We start from the raw sequence: 19,437 nt of genomic DNA on the forward strand, positions 1-19,437 counted from the left end.
GGCACGATGGCACGTACCCGACACGCCCCCGCGGCGCTGCTGCTCGCCCTGCTGCTCGTCCCGCTCCTGGCGGTCGCCGGCTGCGGCAAGGAGGGCAGCCCCCCGGTGAAGGGCCCCCAGCCCGAGGCGCTGCCCCAGTACCGGGTGAACACCTCGTTCCGGCTCGACTCCTCCCCGACCTGGCGCCGCGCCGAGAAGCGGGGGCACTTCACCGTCGGCGTCAAGGAGGACCAGCCCTACCTCGGCGAGAAGGACCCGGCGACCGGCCTCTACTCCGGCTTCGACATCGAGATCGCCCGGATGGTCTCCGCGTCGCTCGGCCTCGACCCGGCCCGTATCCGCTTTGTCACCATCGCATCCGCCAACCGCGAGACCGCCCTCCAGAACGGGCAGATCGACTACTACGTCGGCACCTACACCATCAATGACAACCGCAAGAAGCTCGTCGGCTTCGCCGGGCCCTACTACATGGCCGGCCAGGATCTGCTGGTCCGTGCGGACGAGACCGATATCCACGGCCCCCAGGACCTGGCCGGCAAACGCGTCTGCTCGGCCACCGGCTCCACCCCGTACCAGCGCATCAAGGAGGACTACCCGAAGGCCGACCTGGTCGCCTACGACACCTACTCCATCTGTGTCGACAATCTGCTGACCTACCAGGTCGACGCCGTCACCACCGACAACGCCATCCTCACCGGCTATGCCGCCAAGGCCCCCGACGAACTCCGCGTCGTCGGCGCCCCCTTCTCCCAGGAGCCCTACGGCATCGGCGTACCCCGCTCCGACAACGCCCTCCGCTTCGCCATCGACGACGCCCTCGCCGAGAACGAGGCCAACGGCAACTGGGAGAAGGCGTACGACGCCACCCTCGGCCTCTCCGGAGTCCCCGCCCCGAAGCCGCCCCCGATCGACCGCTACCCGGCGGGCTGAGGTGAGCCATGGACGTACTGACCGACAACTTCTCCGTCTATGCCGAGGGCTTCCTCGGCACCGTCGAACTGACCTTCTTCGCCTCGCTCCTCGCCCTCGCCCTCGGCTTTCTGATGGCCGCCTTCCGGGTGGCACCCGTCGGCGCGCTGCGGGCCATCGGCACCACCTGGGTGACCGTGCTCCGCAACACCCCGCTCACCCTGCTCTTCTTCGCGGTGCTCCTCGGACTGCCCCGCTTCGGCCTGGTGCTGCCGTTCACCGTCTTCGCCGTCCTGGCACTCGGCTGCTACACCTCCGCCTTCATCTGCGAGGCGCTGCGCGCCGGTATCAACACCGTGCCCCGGGGCCAGGGGGAGGCCGCCCGCAGCCTGGGAATGAGCTTCGGCCAGACCCTGACCCTGGTGGTGCTGCCCCAGGCGTTCCGTACCGTCATCCCCCCGGTGGGCTCCACCCTGATCGCCCTGGCCAAGAACTCCGCCATCGCCGGGGCCTTCAGCGTCACCGAGCTGCTCAGCACCTACAAGACCCTCAGCGAGCTGGGCTACAACATCGTCTGGACCTTCGTCTGGATCGCCGTCGGCTATCTGATCATCACCCTCACCATCAGTGCGCTGTTCAACGTGCTGGAGAAGCGCTATGGGGTTGCCCGATGACCGATTCCACCGCTCTCTACGACATCCCCGGGCCCCGGACCCGCCGCCGCCACCGGCTCTACGGCGTCCTCACCACCGCGGCCATCGTGGCGCTGCTCGGCTGGATCCTCTACCTCCTCTTCGACACCGGGCAGTTCACGGCGGCCAAGTGGGCCCCCTTCGAGTACAAGGGCATCCAGGAGCTGCTGCTGCGGGGGCTCGGCAACACCCTCAAGGCCTTCGCCTACGCCTCCGTGCTCTCCCTGGTGCTCGGCGGGATCCTCGCCTGCGGCCGGCTCTCCGACCACGCCCCGGTGCGCTGGGTCGCCACCCTGCTGGTGGAGTTCTTCCGCGCCATGCCGGTCCTGGTGATGATCTTCTTCATCTTTGTGGCGCTCAAGGTCCAGCCGCTGCCCGCGCTGGTCGCCGGGCTCACCCTCTACAACGGATCGGTCCTCGCCGAGGTGTTCCGCGCGGGTGTCCACTCGGTGGACCGAGGGCAGCGGGAGGCCGCATACGCCCTCGGTCTGCGCAAGACCCAGGTCATGACCTATGTCCTGGTGCCACAGGCGGTACGGGCGATGCTGCCCGCCATCATCAGCCAGCTGGTGGTGGCGCTGAAGGACACCTCCCTGGGCTACCTGATCACCTATGAGGAGTTCCTGCACGCGGGCAAGCTCATCGCGTCGAACCTCGACTACGATCTGCCGTTCATCCCCGTGGTGATGGTGATCTCCCCGATCTACATCGGGCTCTGCATGCTGCTCTCCTGGTTCGCCACCTGGGTGGCCAGACGGCAGCGCCGCAACCCGAAGACGGAGGCCGTGGACATCGCCCCGGCCGAACCAGGGACACTGCTGCCCGGGGATCCCACGGCCACCGGGAGGATGTAGGACCGGACAGCAGTGCAGGGCATCAACCGGGCCCGAAGGCGGCAGCCGGTGATCACTCCTCGCGCAGCGGCACCGACAGGCGGGACGGGTCGCCGGTCGGCGAGGAGAAGGTCAGCTGCGCCCCGGCCGGGTTGTGCTCGTTGTAGAGCGGGTCCACGGTGTCGACGACCACGGCGAGACGGTGGCCTGCCGGAACGTCATAGGCGGTGGAGAACAGCTCCAGGTCGACGGCGAACGGCGAGCCGGGTGTCCGGCCGTGGAAGGTGTACGGGGCACTGGTGACCAGCCTGCCGAGGCCGAGCGGCCCCACGTCGTAGAGATAGGCGACGAGGGTGCCGCTCGACCTGGTGGCGGTGACCGTGGTGTGCAGCCGGGCCGTGCCGCGGATCCGCTGCGGCGAGGCGTACCGCTCGGTCTGCCACACCGCCGCGAACGCGCGGGGCAGCAGCGGGAGGGAGGCGACCGGGGGCACCCGGAGGAACTGGTCCAGCATCCCGGAGAGGAAGACGGTGCCGCCGTTGGCGCCGGAGTCGACACCGGTGGCGATCCGCTGGGTGCCGTCCAGGGGCACCACCCGCTCGGCGCGCCCCACCGAGGCCCAGTCGCGGTACCCCTCGTACCCGCCGTCGGAGCGGGACTTCAGCCGGACCGGCGGTTCCCGGTCGACCCCGTTGTCCACGCCCCGCAGATGGTGGTCGAGCCAGCGGCGGGCGCTGGTCCAGGTGTCGTTGGGCAGCCCGAAGAGCCCGGTGGCCTCCGCCGTGGCATGGTCGCCGGGGCGGAACTCCAGCCGCTTGGGCCCCTTGAGCCGCTCGTAGAAGGCGGCGTACTGGTTGGGCGGGAAGATCGAGTCGCCCCAGGCGTTGCCGAGCATCACGGCCGTGCCATGGGCGTTGATCCGTGCCACCCGTTCGGCGGGGGAGCGCTTCTTCCCCCACGCGATCATGGATTCCTCGCGGTCCAGCCGGGAGCCCAGGAAGTCCGCCATGACCTGGCGGAGTTCGGCGCTGGGGCGCCCGGTGAGAAAGCCCGCGCCGGTGAGCAGCGCGGCCGCCTGGCGGTGCTGGGTGCGTCCGCTGTAGATGGCGTCGATGAGATCGGCCCAGCCGCTGAGCGCCACCACGGCCCTGATCCTTGGGTCCTCGGCCGCCGCCAGCAGACTGATCCCGGCGCCGTAGGAGACCCCGGCCATGCCGATCCGCCCGGGGTCGGCGGGGGTGTGGGCGAGGGCCCAGTCGATGACCCGGGAGGCGTCGGCGATGTCCGGGGCCCCGGCGACCTCGATCTCGCCGCCGGACTGCCAGAAGCCGCGGGAGTTGTACCCGATGACCACATAGCCGGCGGCGGCGAGCTGCTTGGCCTGGGCGAGATACTCGATCTGCGGCATCGCCCAGCTGGTGGGCAGGACGACCAGGGGGTACGGGCCGCCGCGCGCGGCTCCCGCGGGGGTGACCACATTCGCCTTGAGCACGGTGCCGCCGTCGCCGGGGATGTCGACGAAGCGGACCGAGGGGGCCGGGGTCGCCGACTCCGCGCCGGCGGTCGTGACGGTGGCGGGCGCGGCGGCGGCCACCGGCCCGGTGAGCAGAGCGATGGAGACGGCGCCGGTCGCGGCGGTGCGCAGGGCCTGTCGGGTACGTCCCACGGGTCCCTCCTCGGGGGAGTGCGGTGGGTGCGGGGGGTCTGGGCCGACCGTAACCGGAACGGCTTACCATCGGTAACTCCCCGGTAAGTTACGCGGCGGTAACGATTACTCGCCCCCGTCGCCCCAAGCGTCGTACCGTCAACTTCGGCCAACCACGCTGTGTTCTGCGCCTCCTCGCGGTCGAAATCCGGACGGAGCACGGGAGGTGGGGCTACAGTGCGCGCACAGCTGTGGACCGGAGGTAGGAATGACTCGCTCAGCCGGGCGGAACGCGGCGGTGTTCACCGCCGTCGCGGCCCTGATGTCCTCGGTGGCCGCGGTGGCCCCCGCCGCGTCCGGGGCGGCGCCGCAGGAGCGGTCCCGGACCCCGGTGAAGGTCCCGGTCGCCGTCGGCCACGGCGGCGCCGTCGCCAGTGTGGACGCCGACGCCTCCGCCGCCGGGATCGAGGTGCTGCGGCGCGGCGGCAACGCGGTGGACGCCGCCGTCGCGACCTCCGCCGCGCTCGGGGTCACCGAGCCGTACTCCGGGGGCATCGGCGGCGGTGGCTACTTCGTGGTGTACGAGGCGGCCACCGGCAAGGTGCGCACCGTCGACGGCCGGGAGACGGCACCGCGTTCGGCCGACTCCTCGCTCTTCCTGGAGAACGGCAGGCCGATCCCGTTCGAGGAGGGCCAGACCAGCGGCCTGGGGGTCGGGGTCCCCGGCGTCCCGGCGACCTGGGACACCGCGCTGGCCGCCTGGGGCACCCGCCCCCTGGCCGAACTGCTGAAGCCCGCCGAGCGGCTGGCCCGCGACGGCTTCCGGGTCGACGCCACCTTCCGCGCCCAGACCCAGGCCAACCAGGCCCGGTTCGCGGACTTCCCCGACACGGCGAAGCTCTTCCTGCCGGACGGCCGGCTGCCGGTCGTCGGCTCGGTCCTCAAGAACCCCGATCTGGCCCGCACCTACCGGGAGATCGGCCGGGAGGGCACCCGCGCGCTGTACCGGGGGGACATCGCCCGGGACATCGTCCGTACGGTGCGCACCCCCCCGGTCGACCCCAAGGCCACCCGCACGGTGCGGCCCGGCGGTCTGACCGCCCGGGATCTGCGGGAGTACGAGACGATCCGCCGCGCGCCCACCCGGATCTCCTACCGGGGGCTGGACGTCTACGGCATGGCGCCGTCCTCCTCCGGCGGCACCACGGTCGGCGAGGCGCTGAACATCCTGGAGCGCACCGATCTGTCGAAGGCGACCAAGAGCCGCTATCTGCACCGCCTCATCGAGGCCAGCCGGATCGCCTTCGCCGACCGGGGCCGCTGGGTGGGCGACCCCGCCTTCGAGAAGGTGCCCGTGGAGGGGCTGCTCTCGCAGAAATTCGCCGACGCCCGGGGCTGTCTGATCCGGAACGACGCCGTGCTCACCAGCCCGCTGGCCCCCGGTGACCCGCGTTCGCCCAAGCGCTGCAAACTGGCGGGCAAGCCGGTGCCCCTCGTCCATGAGGGCGACAACACCACCCATCTCACCGTCGCCGACAAGTGGGGCAATGTCGTCGCGTACACCCTGACCATCGAGTCGACCGGCGGCAGCGGCATCACCGTGCCGGGCCGGGGCTTCCTGCTCAACAACGAGCTGACGGACTTCTCCTTCGCCCCGGCCAACCCGGCGGTGCACGACCCCAATCTGCCGGGGCCCGGCAAGCGCCCGCGCTCCTCGATCTCCCCGACGATCGTGCTGGACGACGGTGAGCCGCTGCTCGCGGTGGGCACACCGGGCGGCTCGACCATCATCACCACCGTCCTCCAGACGCTGACCAACCGCCTGGACCGGGGGATGCCGCTGGTGGAGGCCATCGCGGCGCCCCGGGCCAGCCAGCGCAACCAGAGCCTGACCGATATCGAGCCCGCGCTCTGGGAGGGCTCCCTGCGGCCCGGACTCGAACGGATCGGCCATCGCTTCCGGCTGACCCAGGAGATCGGCGCGGCGACCGGGGTGGAGCGGCTGCCCGACGGGCGCTGGCTGGCCGCCGCCGAGAAGGTCCGCCGGGGCGGCGGTTCGGCGATGGTCGTCGAGCCGGACCCGGACCGCCGCTGATCCCCGTACCGCCCGTCGCTCTCCCTGCCACACAGGTACCGCCCGTCCGGGTCCGACACCCGGGCGGGCGGCACGCGTTCACCGCCGGGCGGGCCGACGCGGCCCCGTTAAAGCAGGGATTCGGGGTGTTATGCGGTAAAGGTTGCCTTTCCATGCATATCGCAGAGAAAGGCCCTGTGGCCCATGCTCGTCCAGGCGTTCGCCCTCTCCACCGCGCTCGGTGTCGCCCTGCTGCCCGTGCCCGCCCAACCGGCCCCGGAGGGCGGGCCCGAGCGGATCGCCGCCGTCCCGGGGGCGGGCGGCGGCGCGCGGGCGGGCGGTGGTGCGGCGGAGCCGGTCACGGCGGCGGCGCTGCTGGCGCGGGTGGCGGGGTGCGCCCAGATCTCCCGCGGCCTCTACCGCACCGATCTCGCGTCGGCGGCCACGGTCCCGGTCTGTGACGCCGGGGACGCGGTGTTCTGGAAGGCGGATCTCGACATCGACTGCGACGGCCGCCCCACCGCCCGCTGCAACTCCGCGACCGATCCGTACTTTCTGCCGCACACCGCGTTCGGCGGCTCCGACGGGCAGCCGCTGAACGCGGAGACCCTGCCGTTCGTGGTGGTGCCCGCGCCCAGCCCGCTCTGGCGCTTCCCCGAGTGGGGGATCGGCGGCGGATCGGTGGTCGCGGTCGTCCACGGCGACATCGTGCGCTTCGGTGTGGTGGGGGACACCGGGCCCGCGCGGACCATCGGCGAGGCGTCCTATGCGATGGCCGAGGCGCTGGGTATCGACTCCGACCCGCGGACCGGAGGGGCCGACGCGGGGGTGACCTACATCCTCTTCAAGAACGCCCGGGTCGCCCCGATCGACAGCCATGCCGCCGCCGTGGCCCGGGGGGAGGAGCTGGCGCGGAGCTTTCTGACGGCCCGGGGCTGAGCGGGGGAGCGGGCGGCGGGGCCGGGACCGGCCTCAGGGGACGCGGAGGCCTTGAGGAGAATCGGTGGCCTCAGAGGACCGTGAGCAGCCGGGGGCCGTCGTCGGTGATCGCCACCGTGTGCTCCGCGTGCGCGGCGCGGCTGCCGTCGAGGCTGCGGATGGTCCAGCCGTCCCGGTCCGTCCAGTGCCGGTCGCCGCCGCCCGCGATCACCATGGGCTCGATCGCCAGCACCATGCCATGGCGCAGCGGCACCCCGCGCCCGGGGCGGCCCTCATTGGGGACGGAGGGGTCCTCGTGCATGCTCCGGCCGATCCCATGGCCGCCGAGGCCCTCGGGGATCCCCACACCCGCCCGCCGGCACACCTGGCCGACGGCGTGGGCGATGTCCCCGATCCGGTTGCCGACGACCGCCGCCTCGATCCCCGCGCGCAGGGCGTCCTCGGCGACGGCGATGAGCGCGGTGTCCTCGGGGCGGGCCCGGCCCACGGTGAAGCTGAGGGCGGCGTCCCCGGCCCAGCCGTCGAGGACGGCCCCGCAGTCCACGCTCACCAGGTCGCCGTCGCGCAGCCGGTAGTCATGGGGCACGCCATGGACGACGGCGTCGTTCACGGAGACACAGAGGACGGCGGGGAAGGGGGTGGGGGCCCAGGCGGGGTGGTAGCCGAGGAAGGGGGAGGTGGCCCCGGCCTCCGCCAGCACCGCGCGGGCCGCACGGTCCAGGTCCAGCAGGGAGGTGCCGACGGCGGCGGCCTCCCGGGCGGCGGTGAGGGCACGTGCCACGATCCGTCCGGACGCGCGCATCGCCTCGATGGAGGGGTCGCTCTTGAGCTGCATCATGCCAATTACTATACCGGTCCGACCGTTATTCTCATACCGGTCCCACCGGCATTAGAATAACGGCATGGTGCGTACACCCCTCACCCCCGAAGAGCGCGAACGCGGCGAGCGGCTCGGCCGGCTGCTGCGGAGCGCGCGCGGCGACCGCAGCATGGTGGAGATCGCGGCGGGTGCCGGTGTCTCCGCCGAGACCCTGCGCAAGATCGAGACCGGCCGGGCGCCGACCCCCGCCTTCTTCACGGTCGCGGCCCTCGCGGCGGAGCTGGGCCTCTCCATGGACGATCTGATGTCCCGCTGCGCCCTGAGTCCGGCGGCCTGACACCCCCGGAGTCCCTGACACCCCCGGGGCCCGCGAGCCCGGCGGCCCGACACTCCCGGAACCGCGAGCCCGAGGGGGCCGGTTCGACGGGGTTCCCGGGGTCGCCCGGACCCCCGCCGGGGCGTACGCTCGCCGGGTGACCGCCGACGATCTGGCCAAAGCCCGGTACATCAGTGTGACCACCTACCGCAGGGACGGCACAGGGGTCGCCACCCCCGTCTGGTTCGCCCTGGACGGCGGACAGCTCCATGTCTGGACCAACAGCGAATCCTGGAAGGTCAAGCGGCTGCGCCGCGACCCCCGGGTCACCGTCGCCGTCTGCGATGTGCGCGGCCGGATCGCCGACGGCACCCCGCACCGCACCGGCACCGCCGAACTGCTGGACAACCCCTCCGCCATCCGTACCCTGGTGGCCCGCAAATACGGCTGGCAGTTCTGGCTGATCGACCGGCCCGCCGCCCTGTTCCGCCGGGGCGTCCGGCCGCACACCGGGATCACGATCACCCTGGATCCCCCGTCCGGGTGAATCCCGATCCGGTGCTCCGGGGGGTGGCGATGGTCTTGCCCCAGCCTGTGGCGGGGCTTACGTTCTCCCTCTACGCACCGCGTCTACGTGCGTAGAAGCTCTCTGACGCCCGGCCGAAGGAGCAGCTCGTGACCCATGTCGTACGCGCCGCGCTGGTCCAGGCGACCTGGACCGGCGACACCGAGTCGATGATCGCCAAACATGAGGAACACGCCCGTGAGGCCGCCCGCCGGGGTGCCCGGGTCATCGGCTTCCAGGAAGTCTTCAACGCCCCCTACTTCTGTCAGGTGCAGGACCCCGAGCACTACCGCTGGGCCGAGCCCGTCCCCGACGGGCCCACCGTCCGGCGGATGCGGGAACTCGCCCGGGAGACCGGCATGGTGGTCGTCGCCCCCGTCTTCGAGATCGAGGACTCCGGCTTCTACTACAACACCGCCGCCGTGATCGACGCCGACGGCACCTTCCTCGGCGCCTATCGCAAGCACCACATCCCGCAGGTCGAGGGGTTCTGGGAGAAGTTCTACTTCCGCCCGGGGAACAAGGGCTGGCCCGTCTTCGAGACCGCCGCCGGCCGGATCGGCGTCTACATCTGCTACGACCGCCACTTCCCCGAGGGCTGGCGGCAACTCGGCCTGGAGGGCGCCCAGCTGGTCTACAACCCGTCCGCCACCTCACGCGGTCTCTCGGCCCACCTCTGGCAGCTGGAGCAGCCCGCCGCCGCCGTCGCCAACGAGTACTTCATCGCCGCGATCAACCGGGTCGGCCGGGAGGAGTACGGGGACAACGACTTCTACGGCACCAGCTACTTCGTGGACCCGCGCGGACAGTTCGTGGGCGAGGTCGCCAGTGACACCACCGAGGAACTCGTCGTCCGGGACCTCGACTTCGACCTGATCGACACCGTGCGCCGGCAGTGGGCCTTCTACCGAGACCGGAGGCCCGACGCCTACGAGGGGCTGGTGCGTCCATGAGCCTGCTGGACCGGCACCGCGCCGTCCTCCCCGACTGGGTGGCCCTCTACTACCGTGACCCCATCGAGCTGGTCCGGGGCGAGGGGCGCCATGTCTGGGACGCCGGCGGACGCCGCTATCTGGACTTCTTCGGCGGCATCCTCACCACGATGACCGCCCACGCCCTGCCCGAGGTCACCAAGGCGGTGAGCGAGCAGGCCGCGCGGATCGTCCACTCCTCCACCCTCTATCTCAACCGCCCCATGGTGGAGCTGGCCGAGCGGATCGCCGCCCTCTCCGGCATCCCCGACGCCCGGGTCTTCTTCACCACCTCCGGCACCGAGGCCAATGACACCGCCCTGCTGCTGGCCACCGCCCACCGGGGCGGCAACCAGATCCTGGCGATGCGCAACAGCTACCACGGCCGTTCCTTCTCCGCCGTCTCCCTCACCGGGAACCGCGCCTGGTCGCCGACGTCGCTCTCCCCGCTCCAGACGCTCTATGTCCACGGCGGTGTCCGCACCCGGGGCCCGTACGCGCAGCTGACCGACGCCGGGTTCATCGCCGCCTGCGTCGCCGACCTGGAGGATCTCCTCGGTCACACCCGGGCACCGGCCGCCCTGATCGCCGAGCCCATCCAGGGCGTCGGCGGCTTCACCTCACCCCCCGACGGGCTGTACGCGGCCTTCCGGGAGGTCCTGAACCGCCATGGCGTCCTGTGGATCTCCGACGAGGTGCAGACAGGCTGGGGCCGCACCGGGGACCACTTCTGGGGCTGGCAGGCCCATGCCGCCGCCGGCCCGCCCGATCTGCTGACCTTCGCCAAGGGCATCGGCAACGGCATGTCCATCGGCGGGGTCGTCGGCCCCGCCCGGATCATGAACTCCCTGGACGCCCACTCCATCTCCACCTTCGGCGGTTCCCCCGTCACCATGGCGGCCGGGCTCGCCAACCTCACCCACCTCCTGGAGAACGACCTCCCGGGCAACGCCCGCCGGGTCGGCGGTCTGCTGATCGAGCGGCTGCGGGCCATCGCCGGTGGAGTGCCCGCCGTCCGGGAGGTACGCGGCCGGGGGCTGATGATCGGGATCGAACTGGTGCGGCCCGGCACCGACGAGGCCGACCCCGAGGCGACCGCCACCGTCCTGGAGGCCGCCCGGGAGGGCGGTCTGCTGATCGGCCGGGGCGGCGGCCACAACACCAGCGTGCTGCGGATCGCCCCGCCGCTGAGCCTCACGATCGCCGAGGCCGAGGAAGGCGCCGGCGTACTCGAACAGGCCCTGCGGACCCTGTGACCCCGCCCGGGGGCCCGGGAGGAGCCGGGCAGGACCGGACCCGCACCGCCCGGCTCCTCCCGGGCCCCGTCACCCGTATCCGATGGGAGCGCACCCGCAATGAGCAGTGCCACCCGCACCGTGATCCGCGGCGGACTGGTCGTCACCGCGGCCGATGAGATCCATGCCGATGTCCTGATCGAGCAGGGCCGGGTCGTCGCCCTCGCCGCCCATGGCTCCACCGTCGCCGAGTCCTGGACCGCCGACCGGACCGTCGACGCCACGGACCGCTATGTCATCCCGGGCGGTGTCGACGCCCACACCCATATGGAGCTGCCCTTCGGCGGCACCTTCGCCTCCGACACCTTCGAGACCGGCACCCGCGCCGCCGCCTGGGGCGGCACCACCACCATCGTGGACTTCGCGGTCCAGACCATCGGGACGAGCCCCCGCGCCGGGCTGGACGCCTGGTACGCCAAGGCCGACGGCGTCTGCGCCATCGACTACGCCTTCCATATGATCCTCTCCGATGTCGACGAGCGGTCCCTCAAGGAGATGGACCATCTCGTCCAGGAGGGCGTCACCAGCTTCAAGCTCTTCATGGCGTACCCGGGTGTCTTCTACAGCGACGACGGGAAGATCCTCCGCGCGATGCAGCGCGCCTCCGCCGACGGCGGGCTGATCATGATGCACGCCGAGAACGGCATCGCCATCGACGTCCTGGTGGAACAGGCGCTCGCCGAGGGCCGTACCGACCCCCGCTACCACGGTGAGGTCCGCCGGGTCCTGCTGGAGGCCGAGGCCACCCACCGGGCCATCCAGCTCGCCCGGGTCGCGGGCAGCCCGCTCTATGTCGTCCATGTCTCCGCCGAGGAGGCCCTCGCCGAGATCGCCGCCGCCCGGGACAAGGGGCTGCCGGTCTTCGGCGAGACCTGCCCCCAGTACCTCTTCCTCTCCACCGACAACCTCGCCGAGCCGGATTTCGAGGGGGCCAAGTATGTGTGCAGCACCCCGCTGCGGCCCCGGGAGCACCAGGCGGCCCTCTGGCGCGGGCTGCGCACCGACGACCTCCAGGTGGTCTCCACCGACCACTGCCCCTTCTGCTTCAGCGGCCAGAAGGAGCTGGGCCGCGGCGACTTCTCCCGTATCCCCAATGGACTCCCGGGCGTGGAGAACCGGATGGACCTGCTCCACCAGGCCGTTCTCGACGGACACCTCACCCGCCGCCGCTGGATCGACATCGCCTGCGCCGCCCCGGCGCGGATGTTCGGCCTCTATCCCAAGAAGGGCACCATCGCGCCCGGTTCCGACGCCGACATCGTCGTCTACGACCCGCACACCGAGCAGACCCTGTCGGTGCGCACCCACCACATGAACGTCGACTACAACGCCTACGAGGGCAGGCGGATCACCGGCCGGGTGGAGACGGTCCTCTCGCGCGGCGAGGTCGTCCTCGACCGGCGGACCTGGACCGGCCGTGCCGGACACGGCCGGTACACCCCGCGCGGAATCTGTCAGTACCTCGGCTGAACAGAAGGAGTGAGCCAGGCCCATGGATTTCGGAATCGTCCTCCAGACCGACCCGCCGGCCTCCGCCGTCGTCTCGCTGATGCGGCGAGCGGAGCGTCAGGGCTTCCGCTACGGCTGGACCTTCGACTCGGCGGTGCTCTGGCAGGAACCCTTCGTCATCCACAGCCGGATCCTGGACCACACCGAGCGTCTGATCGTCGGCCCCATGGTGACCAACCCGGGGACCAGGACCTGGGAGGTCACCGCCTCCACCTTCGCCACCCTCAACGAGATGTACGGCAACCGCACGGTCTGCGGCATCGGGCGCGGTGACTCGGCGATGCGGGTCGCCGGGCGCCGCCCCACCACCCTGGCCCACCTGGGGGAGGCGATCGAGGTCATCCGGGATCTCGCCGAGGGGCGGGAGGCCCTGGTGGGCGGGGTGCCGCTGCGGCTGCCCTGGGTGCGGGACGGACGGCTGCCGGTGTGGATGGCGGCGTACGGGCCGAAGGCGCTGGCCCTGGCCGGGCGGATCGCCGACGGGCTCATCCTCCAGCTCGCCGACCCCTATCTCACCGGGACCATGGTCGCGGCGGTCCGTACCGCCGCGTCCGACGCCGGACGGGACCCCGACGCGATCACCATCTGTGTGGCCGCCCCCGCCTATGTGGGCGACGACCTCGACCACGCCCGGGAGCAGTGCCGCTGGTTCGGCGGGATGGTCGGCAACCATGTCGCCGATCTGGTCGCCCGCTACGGCGAGCACTCCGATGCCGTCCCCGAGGCGCTGACCTCGTACATCACGGCACGGAACGGGTACGACTACAGCCACCACGGCCGGGCCGGGAATCCGTCGGCGGACTTCGTCCCGGACGACATCGTGGACCGCTTCTGTGTGCTTGGCCCGGCCGAGGCGCAGGTGGAGAAGGTACGGGCGCTGCGCGATCTGGGTGTCGACCAGTTCGCCCTCTACGCCATGCACGACGCCAAGGAGGAGACCGTGGACGCCTATGGGGCCTCGGTCATCCCCGCGCTGGGCTGAACCACCCCGCGCCGGGACCCTCGTGCGGGCACCCGTGCCGGTCCCGGTGGCGGGGCCGGCACGGATGCCAGGGGCCTACGGCACCCGGGCGATCCACTCCGGGGTGGAGAACTTCTCCGTCACCAGCTCCCGGGCGCGCGCCAGTTCCTCGTCGGTGACCCGGGAGTCGGTCAGCCCGTACCGCCCCCGGAAGGAGTCGATCATCCGCTCGATGACGGCCTCCCGGGGCAGCCCGGTCTGCCGGCGCAGCGGGTCGACCCGCTTCTTGGCGCTGGTGGTGCCCTTGTCGGAGAGCTTCTCCCGGCCGATACGGAGCACTTCGAGCATCTTGTCGGCGTCGATGTCGTACGCCATGGTCACATGGTGGAGCACGGCCCCCTGGCCGGTGCGGGTGCCGCCGCCCGCGACGCTGCCCACGACCCGCTTCTGGGCCGCGCCCGCGATCTTGCCCGCCTCGGTGGCGATGTCGTTGAGCGGCTGGTACCAGGCCTTGACGCCCATGTCGCCGAGGGCGCCGAGGACCCAGTCGTCCAGATAGGCGTAGCTGTCGGCGAAGGAGAGCCCGGAGACCAGCGCCTCGGGGACGGAGAGCGAGTAGGTGATGGTGTTGCCCGGCTCGATGAACATCGCGCCGCCGCCGCTGATCCGGCGGACCACCTCGATGCCGTGCCGCCGCGCGGCCTCCGCGTCGACCTCGTTGCGCAGGGACTGGAAGCTGCCGATGACCACGGCGGGCGCTCCCCACTCCCACACCCGCAGCGTCGGCGGGCGCCGCCCGGCCGCGACCTCGGCGGTGATGACCTCGTCCAGCGCCATATGGAGCGCGGGGGACTGCGGGGCGTCGTGGATCAGCTGCCAGTCGTAGTCGGTCCAGTCGGTGGCATGGGCCAGCGCCCGCCGCACGGCCACCCCGATGCCCTCGGAGGTCAGCCCGAACATCTCGGTACCGGGCGGCAGCGCCGCGTCGATCCTGGCGGCGAGCCCCGAGGCGTCGGTGTCCACCGGGGCGCCCTCCAGCGCCCGGTCGATGGCGAGGATCGCCTCGTCGGGCTCCAGGAAGAAGTCCCCCGCCACCCGGACGTCGCGCAGGACGCCGTCCGCCGCCTCCAGGTCGACGACCACGAGCTTGCCGCCCGGGACCTTGTACTCGCCGTGCATGCCGGAGCCTTTCGCCGCTGTGTGCTTCCGTCCGCGGCGCCGGTCACCCGGACGCGTACCGCCGGGTCATCGGGACCCGTACCGCCGGTCGCCGGGACCCATACCGATGGACACACCACTGGTCGTGCCACGGACATCAGCAGCCTACTCCCGGGGCGGCGGCGGGCCCGTCCCCGGAGCCCGCCGCGGCCGTGCTTAGCTGGACATATGATCGATGATTTTCTTGCCGGTAATCAGACCGCCGTCGAGGAGGCGATCCGCAAGGCCGCCGCCGCCGAGATCCTGCCCCGCCACCGCCGTCTCGCCGACGCCGACATCGTCTCCAAGAGCGGTCCGCACGATCTGGTCACCACCGCCGACCGGCTCGCCGAGGAACACCTCACCGCCTCCCTGACCGCCCTGCTGCCGGGCTCCGTCGTGGTGGGGGAGGAGGCGGTCCACGCCGACCCGGAGCTGTACGGGGCCCTGCGCGAGGAGCGGCCCGTGTGGATCGTCGATCCGGTCGACGGGACCCGCCAGTTCGTCCGCGGCGAGGACGGCTTCTGCACCCTGGTCGCCCTCGCCGTCCGGGGCGAGACCCTGGCCTCCTGGACCTACGCCCCCGCACTCGGCCTGATGGCGACCGCCGTCCGCGGCGGCGGGGCCTTCCTCGACGGCGAGCGGCTGCACGCCGGGGAACCCGCCCCGGACGCCGTCCTCGATGTGGCCACCTCCCACCCCGACTACACCACCGACGCGCAGAAGCGGGCCCTGCTCGGGCTGCGCACCGAGGGCGTACGGCCCAGGCCGTGCGGCTCCGCCGGGCTGGAGTACCTGGCCGTCGCCCGGGGCGAGCTGGACGCCGTCGCCTTCAGCTGGGAGCTGGCCTGGGACCACGCTGCCGGGCTGCTGCTGGTGACCGAGGCCGGCGGGGACCACCGGACCCTCACCGGGGAGCCCTTCCGGATCGGCGGCGACAACACCCTGCCCTTCACCGCCGCCCGCTCGGCGGGCACCGCCGAGCGGATCCGGGAGCTGCTCGCCGCCCAGTAGCGGCCCGGCGCGCGGGGGTGGGCCCCGACACCCCCGCGCGCACCCCACCGGGCCCCGGGCCCGCACCGGCCACGCCCCGGGTCCGGCCACCCGCCGGGCGGGAATATCCTGGGACCCGGTCCCTCGGGACGTCATCGGATGCAAAGGAGTCCGGGTGTGACACCGATGCTGGACGCCGTCGTGGTGGGGGCGGGCCCCAACGGCCTGACGGCCGCGGTCGAACTGGCCCGCAGAGGGCACTCGGTCGCGGTCTTCGAGGCCCGGGAGACCGTCGGCGGCGGCGCGCGCACCGAGGAGCTGACCCTGCCGGGCTTCCGGCACGACCCCTGCTCCGCCGTCCACCCGCTGGGCATCGGCTCCCCGGCCTTCGCCGGGATGCCGCTGGACCGGTACGGCCTGGAGTGGCTCCACCCCGAGCTGCCGATGGCCCACCCCTTCGACGACGGCACCGCCGCCGTGCTCGCCCACTCCGTCGCCCGTACCGCCGCCTCCTTCGGCCCCCGGGACGCGGGCGCCTACCGCCGGCTGATCACCCCCTTCCTCGGCCGCTGGGACACCCTGGTACGGGACTTCATGTCCCTGCCGCTGACCGCCCTGCCCCGCGACCCGGTCGGTCTGGCCCGCTTCGGCGCGGTCGGACTCCTCCCGTACACCGCGCTGATGCGGCGCTTCCACGACGACCGGGCCCGCGCCCTGCTCGCCGGACTGGTCGCCCATGTCATCGCGCCCCTGAGCGGCCCCGGCACCAGCGGGGTCGGGCTGCTCTTCGCGCTCGCCGCGCACGAGAAGGGCTGGCCGCTGCCGCGCGGCGGCTCCCAGTCCATCTCCGACGCCCTCACCGCCTATCTGCGCGACCTCGGCGGCGAGGTGACCACCGGTTACGAGGTCAAGCGGCTGGACGAGCTGCCCCCGGCCCGCGCCTATCTCTTCGACACCTCGCCCACCGCCCTCGCCCGGATCGCGGGCCTCGGCCGGGCGTACGAGCGCTACCGGTACGGCGCCGCCGCCTTCAAGATCGACTACGCCCTGGACGGACCGGTGCCCTGGACCGCGCCCGAACCCCGGGTGGCCGGTACGGTCCAGATCGGCCCCGGCAGCCGGGACATCGCCACCGCGCTGCGGGCGGCCACCGGCGGATCGGCCCCCGAGACCCCCTTCCTGATCACCGCCCAGCCCAGCCTGGTCGACCCCGGCCGCGCCCCGGCGGGCCGCCATGTCTTCTGGGCGTACGGGCATGTCCCCCACGGCTGGCGCGGCGACCTCACCGACGCCGTCGAACGGCAGATCGAGCGCTTCGCCCCCGGCTTCCGCGACCGGGTGCTCGCCCGCGCCACGGCCGGACCCCCGCAGCTCGCCGCGGGCAACGCCAACTATGTCGGCGGCGACATCGCCTGCGGCGCCGCCAGCGGGCTCCAGCTGCTCCTGAGACCCCGGCCCACGCTCTTCCCGTACGCCACCCGCCACCCCGCCGTCTTCCTCTGCTCCGCCGCCGCCTGGCCGGGACCCGGGGTGCACGGCATGTCCGGGCACAACGCCGCCAAGGCCGTCTGGCGCGCCCTGCGGAAGGGCGACCGGCGATGACCGAGATCCGCCTCCACCAGGGCGACATCACCCTGATGAGCGTCGACGCCATCGTCAACGCCGCCAACTCCTCGCTGCTCGGCGGGGGCGGCGTCGACGGCGCCATCCACCGCCGGGGCGGCCCCGAGATCCTGGCCGCCTGCCGGGCGCTGCGCGCCTCCCACTACGGCCGGGGCCTGGCCACCGGGCAGGCGGTCGCCACCACCGCCGGGCGGCTGAAGGCCGGCCATGTCATCCACACCGTGGGCCCGGTCTGGTACCCCGAGGAGGACCGGAGCGAGCTGCTGGCCTCCTGCCACCGGGAGTCCCTGCGGGTGGCGGCGGAGCTGGGCGCGCGGACCGTCGCCTTTCCGGCGATCTCCACCGGGGTCTACGGCTGGCCCCTGGACGACGCCGCCCGGATCGCGCTGCGCACCGTGACCGAGCACGCCGGGCCGCCCCTGGAGACGGTCTGGTTCGTCCTCTTCGACGCGTATGCCTACGCCGAGTTCGCCGCCGTCCACCGGAAGTGATGGACACGGTCGACCGGGAAACCGCTCAGACGAATCATGAAGTCGGCGGACGGGCACCAGGCAGGGGCAGGGTGATGTCGTTTTTCCGCCAGCAGACCCGTGCGCGGTACCGGATCCTGGAGTCATGCACACCGAGACCGAGCGCTGTGTCCGCGCCGTCCAGTCCAAGGACGCCCGCTTCGACGGCTGGTTCTTCACCGCCGTCCTGACCACCGGTATCTACTGCCGTCCCAGCTGTCCGGTGGTGCCCCCCAAGCCCGAGAACATGACCTTCTACCCGAGCGCCGCCGCCTGCCAGCAGGCCGGGTTCCGCGCCTGCAAGCGCTGCCGGCCCGACACCAGCCCCGGCTCCCCCGAGTGGAACGCGCGCGCCGACACCGTCGCCCGGGCCATGCGCCTGATCGGGGACGGTGTGGTGGACCGGGAGGGCGTCCCCGGGCTCGCCGCCCGGCTCGGCTACTCCACCCGGCAGATCGAGCGGCAGCTCGGCGCCGAGGTGGGCGCGGGCCCGCTCGCCCTCGCCCGTGCCCAGCGCGCGCAGACCGCCCGGCTGCTCATCGAGACCACCGCCCTGCCGTTCGCGGAGGTCGCCTTCGCGGCGGGCTTCTCCTCCGTCCGCACCTTCAACGAGACCGTCCGCGAGGTCTTCGCCCTCGCCCCCGGCGAGCTGCGCGCCCGGGCGGCCCGCTCCACCACCCCGGGCCCGCCCGCACCCGGGGTGATCACCCTGCGGCTGCCCTACCGGGAACCCCTCGAACCGAGCAATCTGTTCGGCCATCTCGCCGCGACCGCCGTCCCCGGGGTCGAGGAGTGGCGGGACGGCGCCTACCGGCGCACCCTGCGGCTGCCCCATGGCCATGGCACCGTCTCGCTCACCCCCCGGCCCGGCCATATCGCCTGTCGGCTCGCCCTCACCGACCCGCGCGACCTCACCCTCGCCATCAACCGCTGCCGCCGGCTGCTCGACCTCGACGCCGACCCGGTGGCGGTGGACGGCCGGCTGCGCCGGGACCCGCTGCTGGCGCCGCTGGTCGACGCGGCCCCCGGCCGCCGGGTGCCGAGGACGGTGGACGCGGCCGAGTTCGCCGTACGGGCCGTCCTCGGTCAGCAGGTCTCCACCGCCGCCGCCCGTACCCACGCCGCCCGGCTGGTCCGGGCCCACGGCGAGCGGATCACGGACCCCGGCGGCGGGCTCACCCATCTCTTCCCCTCGCCCGGGGCGCTGGCCGGTCTCGACCCCGAGACCCTGGCCCTGCCGCGCAGCCGCCGTACCACCCTGACCACCCTGGTGGCGGCGCTCGCCGACGGCTCGCTGAGCCTCGGCGTCGACACCGACTGGGACGAGGCCCGCGCCGCCCTGGGCGCCCTGCCCGGCTTCGGCCCCTGGACCGTCGAGGTGATCGCCATGCGCGCCCTCGGCGACCCCGATGCCTTCCTCCCCGGCGACCTCGGCATGCGCCGGGCCGCCACCGCCCTCGGGCTGCCCGGCACCCCCGCCGCCCTCACCGCCCACGCGGCGGCCTGGCGGCCCTGGCGGGCCTATGCCGTCCAGTACCTCTGGGCCACCGACGACCATCCCATCAACCATCTCCCGAGCTGAGGAC

18 protein-coding genes are annotated in these 19,437 nt (G+C 72.7%); 15 read left to right on the forward strand and 3 right to left on the reverse strand.

What is annotated here, in order from left to right:
- Positions 1-6 precede the first annotated feature (6 nt).
- The 3 genes from ABT354_RS09795 to ABT354_RS09805 are packed head-to-tail and all read left to right on the forward strand — an operon-like array spanning position 7 to position 2,455.
- Positions 7-930 (forward strand): glutamate ABC transporter substrate-binding protein, encoded by a 924-nt coding sequence (locus ABT354_RS09795; protein ID WP_351491338.1) that lies wholly within the window; start codon positions 7-9, stop codon positions 928-930.
- Positions 931-938: 8 nt separating this feature from the next.
- On the forward strand, positions 939-1,583 hold the full coding sequence (locus ABT354_RS09800) for an amino acid ABC transporter permease (protein ID WP_351491341.1): 645 nt from the start codon (positions 939-941) through the stop codon (positions 1,581-1,583).
- Positions 1,580-2,455, forward strand: a complete 876-nt coding sequence (locus ABT354_RS09805) for an amino acid ABC transporter permease (protein ID WP_351491343.1) — start codon at positions 1,580-1,582, stop codon at positions 2,453-2,455. Before ABT354_RS09800 ends, ABT354_RS09805 begins: the two co-directional genes overlap by 4 nt.
- A gap of 52 nt (positions 2,456-2,507) precedes the next feature.
- Here the strand turns inward: ABT354_RS09805 and ABT354_RS09810 are convergent, their stop codons facing one another.
- Positions 2,508-4,100, reverse strand: coding sequence for a CocE/NonD family hydrolase (locus tag ABT354_RS09810; RefSeq protein WP_351491346.1), 1,593 nt, complete (start codon positions 4,098-4,100; stop codon positions 2,508-2,510).
- A gap of 247 nt (positions 4,101-4,347) precedes the next feature.
- Here ABT354_RS09810 and ggt point away from each other — a divergent pair, with 247 nt between their 5' ends.
- Both ggt and ABT354_RS09820 read left to right on the forward strand, forming a co-directional pair.
- Positions 4,348-6,174, forward strand: coding sequence for a gamma-glutamyltransferase (gene ggt, locus ABT354_RS09815; RefSeq protein ID WP_351491348.1), 1,827 nt, complete (start codon positions 4,348-4,350; stop codon positions 6,172-6,174).
- 183 nt (positions 6,175-6,357) lie between these two features.
- On the forward strand, positions 6,358-7,092 hold the full coding sequence (locus ABT354_RS09820) for a glycoside hydrolase family 75 protein (protein ID WP_351491350.1): 735 nt from the start codon (positions 6,358-6,360) through the stop codon (positions 7,090-7,092).
- Positions 7,093-7,162: 70 nt separating this feature from the next.
- Here the strand turns inward: ABT354_RS09820 and map are convergent, their stop codons facing one another.
- Positions 7,163-7,930 carry a type I methionyl aminopeptidase gene (gene map / locus ABT354_RS09825; RefSeq protein ID WP_351491353.1) on the reverse strand — a complete coding sequence of 256 codons (768 nt, stop codon included), beginning with the start codon at positions 7,928-7,930 and terminating at the stop codon, positions 7,163-7,165.
- A gap of 64 nt (positions 7,931-7,994) precedes the next feature.
- On the opposite strand from map, the gene ABT354_RS09830 reads away from it, so the two are divergent.
- From ABT354_RS09830 to ABT354_RS09855, 6 genes are all read left to right on the forward strand, one after another.
- Positions 7,995-8,249 carry a helix-turn-helix domain-containing protein gene (locus tag ABT354_RS09830; protein ID WP_351491355.1) on the forward strand — a complete coding sequence of 85 codons (255 nt, stop codon included), beginning with the start codon at positions 7,995-7,997 and terminating at the stop codon, positions 8,247-8,249.
- Between the two features lie 136 nt (positions 8,250-8,385).
- Positions 8,386-8,775 carry a PPOX class F420-dependent oxidoreductase gene (locus ABT354_RS09835; protein ID WP_351491357.1) on the forward strand — a complete coding sequence of 130 codons (390 nt, stop codon included), beginning with the start codon at positions 8,386-8,388 and terminating at the stop codon, positions 8,773-8,775.
- A gap of 128 nt (positions 8,776-8,903) precedes the next feature.
- On the forward strand, positions 8,904-9,746 hold the full coding sequence (locus ABT354_RS09840; RefSeq protein WP_351491360.1) for a nitrilase-related carbon-nitrogen hydrolase: 843 nt from the start codon (positions 8,904-8,906) through the stop codon (positions 9,744-9,746).
- Complete coding sequence (locus ABT354_RS09845; protein WP_351491363.1) at positions 9,743-11,020, forward strand: aspartate aminotransferase family protein; 1,278 nt, start codon at positions 9,743-9,745, stop codon at positions 11,018-11,020. Before ABT354_RS09840 ends, ABT354_RS09845 begins: the two co-directional genes overlap by 4 nt.
- Before the next feature lie 99 nt (positions 11,021-11,119).
- A complete protein-coding gene (gene hydA, locus ABT354_RS09850; RefSeq protein WP_351491365.1) occupies positions 11,120-12,529 on the forward strand; it encodes a dihydropyrimidinase in 1,410 nt (469 codons plus the stop codon).
- Between the two features lie 22 nt (positions 12,530-12,551).
- On the forward strand, positions 12,552-13,550 hold the full coding sequence (locus ABT354_RS09855; RefSeq protein ID WP_351491367.1) for a TIGR03842 family LLM class F420-dependent oxidoreductase: 999 nt from the start codon (positions 12,552-12,554) through the stop codon (positions 13,548-13,550).
- A gap of 75 nt (positions 13,551-13,625) precedes the next feature.
- Here the strand turns inward: ABT354_RS09855 and lplAB are convergent, their stop codons facing one another.
- Positions 13,626-14,708 carry a lipoate-protein ligase LplAB gene (gene lplAB / locus ABT354_RS09860; protein ID WP_351491369.1) on the reverse strand — a complete coding sequence of 361 codons (1,083 nt, stop codon included), beginning with the start codon at positions 14,706-14,708 and terminating at the stop codon, positions 13,626-13,628.
- Between the two features lie 207 nt (positions 14,709-14,915).
- On the opposite strand from lplAB, the gene ABT354_RS09865 reads away from it, so the two are divergent.
- From ABT354_RS09865 to ABT354_RS09880, 4 genes are all read left to right on the forward strand, one after another.
- A complete protein-coding gene (locus ABT354_RS09865) occupies positions 14,916-15,740 on the forward strand; it encodes an inositol monophosphatase family protein (protein ID WP_351491371.1) in 825 nt (274 codons plus the stop codon).
- A gap of 156 nt (positions 15,741-15,896) precedes the next feature.
- Entirely contained in the window at positions 15,897-17,321 is a 1,425-nt protein-coding gene (locus tag ABT354_RS09870) for a phytoene desaturase family protein (RefSeq protein WP_351491373.1), read from the forward strand.
- Entirely contained in the window at positions 17,318-17,833 is a 516-nt protein-coding gene (locus tag ABT354_RS09875; RefSeq protein WP_351491376.1) for an O-acetyl-ADP-ribose deacetylase, read from the forward strand. Before ABT354_RS09870 ends, ABT354_RS09875 begins: the two co-directional genes overlap by 4 nt.
- A 124-nt stretch (positions 17,834-17,957) precedes the next feature.
- Positions 17,958-19,433, forward strand: coding sequence for a DNA-3-methyladenine glycosylase 2 family protein (locus ABT354_RS09880; protein ID WP_351491378.1), 1,476 nt, complete (start codon positions 17,958-17,960; stop codon positions 19,431-19,433).
- Positions 19,434-19,437 lie beyond the last annotated feature (4 nt).

The sequence above is a fragment of the Streptomyces sp. NPDC000594 genome, from assembly GCF_040299965.1.
Lineage (GTDB): Bacteria > Actinomycetota > Actinomycetes > Streptomycetales > Streptomycetaceae > Streptomyces.